Genomic DNA, 10531 nt, shown 5'->3' on the forward strand with positions numbered 1-10531 from the left:
CGTCCGCCCCGGCCCCGACCCCCACATCGACATCGACATCGACGGCCAAGACCTGAACGCCTGACCATTGGGCCGCCGTCTGGGCAGGTCCCGGCGCCTTCCCGGCACGGGGATCAGCCCGGCACGGGGATCAGCCCGGCACGGGGAACGGTCTTCCCGCCCCGCTCAGCCGAAACGGTCCATGGGCAACGAGCGGATGTCGTCCCGGGAACCAGCGAGTGGCCCGCCGGTAAGCCGTGGCTTACCCGGCTCCTCGTCAACCCGGATACTGCGCGGCAGGGGCATCGGAACCGGCAGTTCCGCCTCAGGCTCCGGCGCGAGCGCCGCCAGGCTGGTCGCCGCCCACAGGTCCACCTCGACGATGATCTCGCCGTTCTCCGAGGACATCCGCAGCCGTCCCCCGTGTACCTCGACGAGGCGTCGCACGACATAGAGCCCCATGCCGGCCCCGTCCGTGGGGCGGGTCGCCGTGCTGTCCCGCTGGGTGAACGGTTCGAAGAGCTGGCGGATGGTGTCGGGGTCGAGATCGGGCCCGGGGTTGCGGACGCGCAGGACGACCTCGTCGCCCACCCGGCCGGCGATGAGCCGTACCGGCGCTCCCGGCCAGGAGTGCACCAGGGCGTTGTCGACGAGGTTCGCGACCACCTGGATGAGGGCCTGCCGGGCCATCCGCACCGGCAGCTGTGGCGGAAGATCCACCGTCACGCTGCTCGGCGACCCGGCGTACGAGAGCGTGGCGAGCACGTGCCGGACGACCTCCGGCAGATCGGCGATGGTGGTCTCGTCCGTGCCGGTGGCCGTGGCGGCCGTGAGCATGTTCTCCAGCAGGCGGGAGAGGCGATCGGAGTAGTTCACCGCCGCATCGAGCAGATCGTCGAGCTGGGCGTCCGAGAGCCGGTGGCGACGGCGCTTGATGGTCAGCAGGTTTCCGCGGATACCGGTCAGTGGCGTGCGGAACTCGTGCGACACCGTCGCAACCAGGTCGCTGCGGATCCTGTCGGTCTCCTCCAACCGGGCCATCAGGCTCTGCTGACCCTCGTAGAGCTGCTGCCGGTAGTGCTCCACCCGGCGGCGGGACTGCTCGTTGTAATGCCAGAAGACCATCTGTGCGCAGGCAAGGGCGAAGATGAAGCCGGCGTGCAGGCCGGCCACCAGCCAGGCGTTGTCCAGCAACTCCCCGTCGGCCGAGATGATGTTGCCGATCGCCAGATTGGCGACGAACACGAAGGCGATCGCCAGCAGGTAGACGGTCCACTCCTCGTAGAGCGCGATCAATGCGACGACCACGAAGAAGTGGAAGTACATCGGGGTGAGGCCGCCCGAGAGATGGACGAGGACGACCGAACAGCACAGCAGCCCGAGGCTGGCGGCCAGGGCACGGACCCGACGGCGGCCGGGCACCACCGCAGAGGCGAACAGCAGCGCCGGCAGACTGGCCGCCAGAAAGCCGTGCACGAGGCTCAGGTCGCGCCAGATCGCGTAACAGACGATGACCGGCGGGTGCATCGCCAGCACCAGGCACATCAACGTGTGACGGGCCGTCCAGTCCTCGATGGGCAGACCGCGGCCCTGGGGAAGCAGCGAGGTGACGCGCCGGGCAACTCCCGGCAGGACGTCCACCTGCTCCGGTGCCGATCCCGGCGGACGCAGCCGACCAGCATGGCGGGCGGCGCGCCCCACATGCGCACTACCATGCCGACGCCGTGCGCGTTCGGGTGTCGATGGACTGACGGTGGACATCCGCGCAAGTTTGTACCGATCCGGTGCTGGAGCACCATGGTTGTCAAGGGTGGTGTCGCATGGCGACAGTGCCCAGGTTTGACTAGGCCATCTGCACCACCTGGTACCGGGCTCAACGGAGCATGGCGCGGACCTCGCTCTCCCCGCCAGGCTGTGGTCCGCGGGGTGGCCCCGAGACGGCCCCCCATGGAGGAGGACACCGTGCCCTCAGTGGCCCTGACAGCCTCGACCGCTTCCGCGATCGCCCCGTCGACCGCGGGTCGGATCGGCCCGCCGCAGCCGGGTGCCACCGACGATCCCGCGCTGACCGCCGTCATGGCCCGAGCCGCGCGCCCCCGGCTGCGCCTGGTGGCCTCGACCCCGGACACCGAGATCGAAGTGGTCCACGGCCGCGGAGGCCCGGCGTCCTGCGGCTGCCGCGCGTGCACGATGGCCCGCCACCCCGCGGCCATGCTGCGGTTCGAGGTTGTGCGGTAGGCCCGGATCGCGCCCGACATAACGATGGCCCCCGGGAGAGAAACCCGGGGGCCATCGATGGTCTTGGTGCGAGGGCGTATCTCTCACCCTCTGCGAAGAATCAAAGACGAAATCACTGTGTAGCCCCGACCGGATTCGAACCGGCGCTACCGCCTTGAGAGGGCGGCGTCCTGGGCCGCTAGACGACGGGGCCAAGACTCTGGTTCTTACTTACGCGCTTACGCGCTTACGCGCGCGTCACACTATACAGTATAGCGGCCAGTTTCAACCAAGCGGTAGATCTGGTGCAGCTGGGGTACCAGGACTCGAACCTAGACTAACGGAGCCAGAATCCGTTGGGCTGCCAATTACCCCATACCCCATGGGCCCTGTCCGGGCGCTGCCTACTGTACCGCATGCAGAGGGCACATCAGCGCGCCGGGGTGCCGATGTACGCCGGTCATCCCCGTCACGTCCCGTGGCTGGGGCATCGGGAACGACCGGCAGCCACCCGATCCACGGCCACCCGGCGGAGGATCGCACCGCGGGCGCTAGCGAGCCGTCACCGGGTTGGTGAGGGTCCCGATGCCCTCGACTGTCACCGCCACCGTCTGCCCCGGTGACATCGGCCCCACGCCCGCGGGCGTTCCGGTCAGCAGCACGTCGCCGGGTAGCAGCGTCATGGCCGACGACAGGTAGGCGATCAACGAGGGGACGTCGCGCAGCAGCAGGCCGGTTCGGGAGCTCTGGCGCAGTTCGCCGTCCAGGGTGGTGCGGATGGGCAGATCCGCCGGGTCGAGATCCGTCTCGATCCAGGGACCGAGGGGGCAGAAGGCGTCATGGCCCTTGGCCCGGGTCCACTGGCCGTCCGCCTTCTGCTGATCGCGAGCGGTCACGTCATTGGCGCAGGTGTAGCCGAGCACCACCTCGAAGGCCCGTTCCACCGGGACGTCACGGCACAGCCGGCCGATGACGATCGCCAGCTCGCCCTCGAAGTCGACCCGCTCGCTGTCCGACGGAAGGATGATCGGATCGCCCGGCCCGGCGACACTGGTGGAGGGCTTGAGGAAGAGAATCGGACGCTGCGGCGGGGTGTCACCGCCCATCTCCTGGACATGGTCGGCATAGTTCCTGCCCACGCAGAGCACCTTGCTCGGCAGTACGGGAGCGAGCAGCCGCACGTCGCCGAGCCCCCGGCGGACGCCGGTGAAGGAGAACGGACCGAACGGATGCGGGGTGATGCCGCAGATCACGGCCGTACCCGCCTCGATCGACCCCTCCACAATCCCGAACCCAGGCTCCGAACCATCGGTAAACCTCGCGATACGCACCCCCAAACCGTACCGAGCCCGCGGAAGGCGCTGACACGACCCGCCGGTGGGCGGCCCCGCCACGCCGCGGGTATGACTTGTATGACCGACATGACCACGGCCGGGGCCTGATCAGGTTCGCCAGAACGGTGACGAGTGACCGAGAATCAGGCCAGAATCCGCGCCTGGTCCACCGCCTGGTCCACCAGCGGATGGCGGCCACCCGGTCCCGCTGTCCTGTACTGACCAGAGCCGACGCGGACAGCCGACATCACCGCGGAGCTACCCGGCAGAGGACCGGCAGAAGAGAGGAAAGGAAGACGGTGAGCGAGACCGACACCACCCCCGTCTACGACGTCGGCGCACCCGAGCCGAAGCCGATCGACGAGGAGCTGAGCGTCAAACTGGGCCACCTGGCCGAAGACGCGATCCTGCGGGGTAAACCCAACGGCGACGAGCGGTGCGACAACTGCCTGTACTACCTGGACACCGACAAGGACATCGCCTACTGCTGGCACCCGAAGCTGCGCGTTCTGGTCGGCTGCGACTGGTGGTGCCAGTGGTGGGAGGAGATCCCGCAGGACTGACCGCACGTAGCCGGCGGACCGGCCCCGCGGCGGCGGGCTGCTCCGCGGGCGATACGCCGGGCCACACCCCCGGGCGCGGCCCGCCCGGGGGTGTGGCCCGGCGTCAGGGCGCGACCGGGTCCGGGCTCTCCCCCTGCCGCCGCAGTCCGTAGTCGACGGCGTCCTCCAGAGCCGCCCAGGAGGCGGCGATGATGTTCTCGTCCACGCCGATCGTGTCCCAGCGCTCGCGGCCGTCGCTGGTTCCCAGCAGGACCCGGGTCACCGCGCCGGTCCCCTGCTTGCCGTCGAGGATCCGAACCTTGTAGTCCACCAGGTCCAGATCGGCCAACCCCGGATACGCCTTCTCCAGCGCGTTGCGCAGTGCCGTGTCGAGAGCGTTGACCGGTCCGTTCCCCTCCGCCGTCGCGACGTGGCGTTCGCCGTGCGAGGTGAGCTTCACCGTCGCCTCGCTGGCCACCTCGCCGCCCGGACGCTGCTCGACGATGACGCGCCAGGATTCGAGGGTGTAGAACCGCTGCCGGCCGGTTACCTCGTCGCGCAGCAGGAGTTCGAAGGAGGCCTCCGCGGCCTCGTAGACGTATCCGGCAGCCTCCCGCTCCTTGACCAGGTCCACCACCCGTCCGAGCGCCTCACGCTGGTTCGACAGGTCGAGGCCGAGCTCACGGCCCTTCAGTTCGATGGTCGCCCGACCGGCGAGTTCCGAGACCAGCATCCTCATGTCACTGCCCACGACCGCCGGGTCGATGTGCTGGTACAGGTCCGGATCGACCTTGACGGCACTGGCGTGCAGGCCGGCCTTGTGCGCGAAGGCGCTGGCCCCGACGTAAGGCCGGTGCGGGTCGGGCACGGAGTTGGTGACCTCGTCGATCGCGTGAGAGACCCGGACGAGCTCACGCAGCCGCCCGGGCGGCAGCACGGCCCGGTCCAACTTGGTCTCCAGGCCCGCGATGACGCTCAGCAGGTTGGCGTTCCCGCACCGCTCGCCGTAGCCGTTTGCGGTGCCCTGCACGTGGGTGACGCCGGCCTCCACCGCCACCAGGGTGTTCGCGACCGCGCAGTCGGCGTCGTCGTGGCAGTGGATACCGAGCCGGGCGCCGGTTGCGGCGAGAACATCGGCAACGACCGCGCCGATCCGCGTCGGGAGCATGCCGCCGTTCGTGTCGCACAGCACGACGACCTCGGCACCGGCCTCGGCCGCAACGGAGACGACCTCAAGAGCGTAGTCGGGATGCACCCGATGGCCGTCGAAGAAGTGCTCGGCATCGACGAACACCCGCTTTCCCTCCGCGCGCAGATGCGCGACGGTGTCCCGGATCATCGCGAGGTTCTCGGCCGGGGTGGTGCGCAGGGCACGTTCGACATGGCGCAGATCCGACTTGGCGACCAGGCAGACCACCGAGGTCCCCGCGTCCCGAAGCGCCGCCACCTGGGGATCGTCCGCGGCGGCGCGGCCCGCCCGCCGGGTGGCCCCGAAGGCGGTCAGCACGGCGGTCGTCAGGTTCAGTTCGCCGCGCGCCCGGGTGAAGAACTCCGCGTCCTTCGGGTTCGATCCCGGCCAGCCGCCCTCGATGAAACCGACGCCGAGATCGTCCAGGTGACGGGCCACCGCGAGTTTGTCGCCGACCGAGAGCGACAGCCCCTCCTGCTGGGTACCGTCCCGCAATGTCGTGTCATAAACGTGCAGGGAATCGGGATCGTATGGCCGCAAGGGGCGCCCCTCCGCAAGGATCTTGGTTCGTTCCGCCCCGGCCAAGCCGAGCGGTCCGGACAACCTCCGGCACGCCGAACCGAGCAGAGTTCGGGAACCTGGGGCCGCCACGCGCCCGGTCCCAGGGGTCAGCGACCGAAGCGCGCGACGGAGACGGGTTCGCCGCCGGGTGACAAGCCTACGATGTAACAGGCCCGACATGTGACGGGTGTGGCGTGCGCCATAGCGGAGGATCTCAGTCCCCCGCGAACCGACGTAGCCGGTCGACCTGCAGGATCGTGATGGTCTGACCTTCCGAGAGAATCCAGGTCCTCCGCTCGAACTCGCGCAACGCCTGGTTCACCGACTGGCGGGAACCGCCGAGCAGCGAGGCGATCTCGGTCTGTGTGAGGCCGAGTTCGATCACTGGACGCCCTGCCTCCCGCATCCGCAGCAGGAGCAACTTGGCCACGCGTCGCGGCAGATCGAGGAAGACGAGGTCGGCATTCGCTCCGGTGAGGCGTCGCACGTGCGCCACCAGTGCTCGGATGAGCTGCTCGGCGACGGCCGGTCGTTCCCGCACGAGTTCCCACACCGCGGTGCGGTCGAGAACCAGCGCGGTACTCGGTTCGAGCGCCTCGACGCCGGCGGACCGGGTCCCCCCTTCGACGATGTTGAGTTCTCCCAGGGTTTCCCGTGGCCCGACAATGTTCAAAACGTGATCACGGCCGTCATCGGCCTTCGTGAGCACCTTCAACCGTCCGGAGGCGACCACCAGAAGGGTGTCGGCGGGTTCGCCTTCCGTGAAGACAACCTGTCCACGCCGGAAACGTCGCGTGACGGCTCGCGTGGCGAGCCGCAACAGGTCCTCCTCCTGCAGTTCCTTCAGCAGCGTGGTCGCTCGGAGCAGGGCGACCGCCTCGTTGTCGTGCATGCGGTGACCGTAGCGCCGTCCGCCTGCCTCATGTTCCCCAACTACCCCGGACGACGGGATCGGATTCGGCGGCAGACCGCAAGCATTCCCGGCGTACGACACAGCCGACATCATACCGTAACATGATGGCTACTCCAGCAACGTACCACGTCGCGCATGGAGAGGATTCCGGCTACGCCACCACCCGAGGTAACGATGAGGTGCCGAAAACCACCTCGCAGCATCGCGGCAGCCGCCTCGTCCAAGGACCACTCCGGATCCGCGAAGACGACATCGCGGGTGAGATGGTCACCCGCGATCTCGACATCCGGATCCTGAGCCGCAGCGATCGACCGCAGAACGTCCCGTTCGGTCAGGATCCCGTAGCCCTCGCTGTCCGCATCGTGGACGACCGCGGCACCGACCTTGCGCGCCGCCATCAGCCTCGCCGCCTGGCGAAGCGTGTGCCCCGGGCCGATCATGAGAACAAGGGAGCTCATACCCTCCGAAACCCGCACGACGCCCTCCCGACGCTTGTGCATTCGTGAAAACTGCTACTCGCGACGGTAGGCCCTGCCTGCCGTGTTGACCAGAGCGCACGACGCTTCGGCATGGGCATTATGTGAGCCCGGCCACGCGGGGCCGGGCTCACGGCCCTGGCCGGGACGCGGGGGAACGTGGAACGCCCGCGACGACGCCGGCCACGGCGTTATTGCTGGACGAACTCGTTCCACTCCTGGTATCGGTCCAGTTCCCCTCGGGTCGCGCGGTGGAAGATCTCCAGCAGCTCCCGGGTGACGGGGCCCGGCTTCCCGCTCCCGACCTGCCGGTCGTCCACCTCGACGATCGGCACGATCTCGGCCGCCGTGCCGGTGAAGAACGCCTCGTCAGCCAGATAGAGGTCGGTGCGCACGATGTGCTGCTCGATCACCTCGTACCCCTGGTCGGCGGCGATCCTCATGATCGAGGCGCGGGTGATGCCACCGAGCGGACCGTCCGTGAGGAGCGGAGTGATGACCTTGCGTCCGGAGACGATGAAGACGTTTTCCCCGGTGCCGTCGGCTATGTGGCCGTTGGGGCTGGTCAGAATTGCCTCGTCGTAACCGGCCTTGACCGCCGCGACCTTCGCCAGGGACGAGTTGAGGTACTGCCCGGACGCCTTGGCCGCCGGCGGCGTGATGTTCGGGTCGTTCCGCTTCCAGGAGGAGATCATCGCGCGGGCGCCGTTCTCCTCCGCCTCCTCGCCAAGGTAGGCACCCCACGGCCACACCGCGATCATGACCTCGACAGGAGAGGGCAACGGATTGAGCCCCATCTCACCGTAACCGAGGTAGATCAGCGGCCGGATGTAGCAGGAGGCGATGTCGTTCACCGCGATGGTCTCCTTCGTCGCCGCGACGACCTGCTCCGGCGTGAAGGACGGCTCCATCACATAAATCTTGGCACTGCGGTAGAGACGGGCGATGTGGTCCGTCAGCCGGAACACGGCGGGCCCCTGGGCCGTCTCGTAGCAGCGGATGCCTTCGAACACACCCCACCCGTAGTGCAGGGTCGGGTTGAGCACGTGGATGCGGGCGTCGTCCCAGTCGACGAACTCTCCACTCATCCAGATCTTCGAGGTTGGGGTGATAGGCACGGCGACTCCAGGCCAAAGTGCGACGAAGCGAACAGGAGATGACGAATCCGCCGATCTTCGCCGTGGTGGGGCCCTGTCGGCTGCCGTCTTACCGGATCTACGGCTCCCGTAGAGAATAACCACGACGCACCTGGACCGGAAGGGCCCCGGGGCGATCAACCATCCGGCCTCCACCGGCGGCGTGGCGGGGTGACGCGAGGACCGGCGTGACGCGAGGACCGGCGTGACGAGAAGACCGGCGTGACGAGAACTCAGCCCGCAGCCCGCGCGGCGAGGTCCTCGCCACGTTCCCGGGTCGACGGCTGGGCCGCTCCCGCGGCGGCACGATCCGCCAGGGAGGAGGCGACGGCGGCCTCGACCTTCGCCGCCTCCTCGGCGTGGCCGAGATGATCGAGCAGCATCGCCACCGAGGCGACGGTGGCCGTCGGGTCGGCGAGCTGCCTGCCGGCGATATCCGGGGCGCTGCCGTGCACGGGCTCGAACATGCTCGGGTGGACACCGGAGGGATCGAGGTTGCCACTGGCGGCCAGGCCGATCCCGCCGGTGATGGCCGCGCCGATGTCGGTGATGATGTCACCGAACATGTTGTCCGTCACAACGACGTCGAACCGACCCGGATCGGTCACGAAGAACATCGAGGCCGCGTCCACGTGCTGGTAGTCGACGCGTACGTCGGGGAACTCGGGCGCCACCTCGGCCACGGTGCGCGACCACAGGTCGCCGGCCTTGGTCAGCACGTTGTTCTTGTGCACGAGAGTCAGGTGGCGACGCTCGCGTCGATCGGCCCGCCGGAACGCGTCGCGCACGACGCGCTCGACGCCGTACCGGGTGTTGAGGCTCTCCTCCGTCGCCACCTCATGGGGCGTCCCCTTCCGGAGCACACCCCCCGCGCCCGCGTACGGCCCCTCCGTGCCCTCCCGCACCACGATCATGTCGATGGCCGGATCTCCGGCCAGCGGCGAGCGGACTCCCGGATAGAGCCGCACCGGCCGGAGATTGACGTGATGGTCGAACTCGAACCGCAGCCGCAGCAGCAGGCCACGCTCGAGGACACCGCTGGGCACGCCGGGATCACCGACCGCCCCGAGCAGGATCGCGTCGTGACCGCGCAGTTCCTCCAGCACCGAGTCGGGCAGCGTCTCCCCGGTCTCGTGCCAGCGCCGGGCACCCAGGTCGTATTCGGTCGTGTCGACCTTGGGATGTACCGCGCGCAGCACCCGCAACCCCTCCGCCACCACCTCGGGGCCGATCCCGTCACCGCCAATCACCGCAAGCCTCATAGGCCGACTGTAGCGGCCGACCGCGGCCCCGCAGCGGTCCCACCCGGTCTGGCCCGCCCGACCGGTGCCGATCCGGCACGGGTCCGCACGGGGCCGCTCACGACGGGCCGCCGCCCCGACGGCCGTCATCGTGCTCCCGAACGGCCGCAAACCACCCCCGAATGGATGCTAACAGTAGCCATTTCATTACCTCAGTCCAAGCTCGGCGCTGGAACGGCGCCTCACACCTCCGCATTCGATCACCTTGAGTAATCGTAGTGCACCACCTCGCCAAATAAAGTTCACCCCCGTTGTCGCTGGATTGATTTCCATCGGCCGACTCGGACTACTCGCACGCCTCGCGTCGGCACCCGAAAATCCTGGCGAGCAATGACCGTTTTGGCAACGGATCAACGATGAACGACGCCTCCGGCGCCCAGAAATCGCCGATCTTGCGTCGGGGACACGGGAAGGACGATGAACGGCAATCTGACCGCTACCCGCCGGTCACACAAAAGAGCGCAGGATTCACAACTCCGGACGGTACTCGCGCCCGGCATCGCGGCCGGATGGTAAGAAACTCAGTTACAGGACAGGTGCGACGTGCTTCGATGCGAGGGGGTGCACGGCGCATGATTACTCGGCAGCGGACTCCCGCGGGACCTCCGTCCAGCGACCGCCCCGATGTCGGCGACGCGGCTGTTTCGTCCGGTGGCGCGGCCGAGGGCAGGACGCTGCCCGCGGCCGATGGGGCGGGTCCCCTCGGCCGGTTGAAGAACGGCGACGGCGGTGGGACGCGTGGCGACGACCGGCCCGACCTGCGCCGAATTCTCGCCGACCCCGACGAACCCGTGCTGTTCTTCCAGCCGATCGTGGATCTGCAACGGGGGGTCATCGCGGGGTATGAGGCGCTAGCACGCTTCCACAGCCACCCGGCCCACCC

General features: G+C 68.6%; 9 protein-coding genes, 2 tRNA genes and 1 pseudogene. 3 read left to right on the plus strand and 9 right to left on the minus strand.

The window, feature by feature from the left end; genetic code table 11:
- Positions 1–165: 165 nt before the first annotated feature.
- On the minus strand, positions 166–1740 hold the full coding sequence (locus AC08OO_RS19650) for a sensor histidine kinase (RefSeq protein WP_476609617.1): 1575 nt from the start codon (positions 1738–1740) through the stop codon (positions 166–168).
- A 201-nt stretch (positions 1741–1941) separates the two neighbouring features.
- On the opposite strand from AC08OO_RS19650, the gene AC08OO_RS19655 reads away from it, so the two are divergent.
- Complete coding sequence (locus AC08OO_RS19655; protein ID WP_476609616.1) at positions 1942–2217, plus strand: hypothetical protein; 276 nt, start codon at positions 1942–1944, stop codon at positions 2215–2217.
- Between the two features lie 120 nt (positions 2218–2337).
- Here the strand turns inward: AC08OO_RS19655 and AC08OO_RS19660 are convergent.
- The 3 genes from AC08OO_RS19660 to AC08OO_RS19670 all read right to left on the minus strand — a co-directional run bounded on the left by AC08OO_RS19660 (position 2338) and on the right by AC08OO_RS19670 (position 3527).
- Positions 2338–2410: transfer RNA gene (locus AC08OO_RS19660), tRNA-Glu, on the minus strand.
- Between the two features lie 97 nt (positions 2411–2507).
- A tRNA-Gln gene (locus tag AC08OO_RS19665) sits at positions 2508–2579 on the minus strand.
- Between the two features lie 168 nt (positions 2580–2747).
- Entirely contained in the window at positions 2748–3527 is a 780-nt protein-coding gene (locus AC08OO_RS19670) for a fumarylacetoacetate hydrolase family protein (protein WP_476606003.1), read from the minus strand.
- A 302-nt stretch (positions 3528–3829) separates the two neighbouring features.
- On the opposite strand from AC08OO_RS19670, the gene AC08OO_RS19675 reads away from it, so the two are divergent.
- Positions 3830–4093 (plus strand): hypothetical protein, encoded by a 264-nt coding sequence (locus AC08OO_RS19675; RefSeq protein WP_476609615.1) that lies wholly within the window; start codon positions 3830–3832, stop codon positions 4091–4093.
- A 103-nt stretch (positions 4094–4196) separates the two neighbouring features.
- On the opposite strand, the gene cimA is transcribed toward AC08OO_RS19675, so the two are convergent.
- The 5 genes from cimA to AC08OO_RS19700 all read right to left on the minus strand — a co-directional run bounded on the left by cimA (position 4197) and on the right by AC08OO_RS19700 (position 9609).
- Positions 4197–5801 (minus strand): citramalate synthase, encoded by a 1605-nt coding sequence (gene cimA, locus AC08OO_RS19680; RefSeq protein ID WP_476609614.1) that lies wholly within the window; start codon positions 5799–5801, stop codon positions 4197–4199.
- 235 nt (positions 5802–6036) lie between these two features.
- Positions 6037–6714: a Crp/Fnr family transcriptional regulator gene (locus AC08OO_RS19685; RefSeq protein ID WP_035731281.1), complete on the minus strand. Its 678-nt coding sequence runs from the start codon at positions 6712–6714 to the stop codon at positions 6037–6039.
- 110 nt (positions 6715–6824) lie between these two features.
- Entirely contained in the window at positions 6825–7211 is a 387-nt protein-coding gene (locus tag AC08OO_RS19690) for a CBS domain-containing protein (protein ID WP_023840243.1), read from the minus strand.
- 191 nt (positions 7212–7402) lie between these two features.
- On the minus strand, positions 7403–8329 hold the full coding sequence (ilvE, locus tag AC08OO_RS19695) for a branched-chain-amino-acid transaminase (RefSeq protein WP_476606000.1): 927 nt from the start codon (positions 8327–8329) through the stop codon (positions 7403–7405).
- A gap of 251 nt (positions 8330–8580) precedes the next feature.
- A complete protein-coding gene (locus tag AC08OO_RS19700) occupies positions 8581–9609 on the minus strand; it encodes a 3-isopropylmalate dehydrogenase (protein ID WP_476605999.1) in 1029 nt (342 codons plus the stop codon).
- A gap of 611 nt (positions 9610–10220) precedes the next feature.
- Between AC08OO_RS19700 and AC08OO_RS19705 the strand changes: the two are divergent.
- Positions 10221–10531 (plus strand): annotated as a pseudogene (locus tag AC08OO_RS19705) (EAL domain-containing protein); the annotation flags it as partial.

The sequence above is a fragment of the Frankia sp. CeCAU1 genome (genome assembly GCF_977971845.1).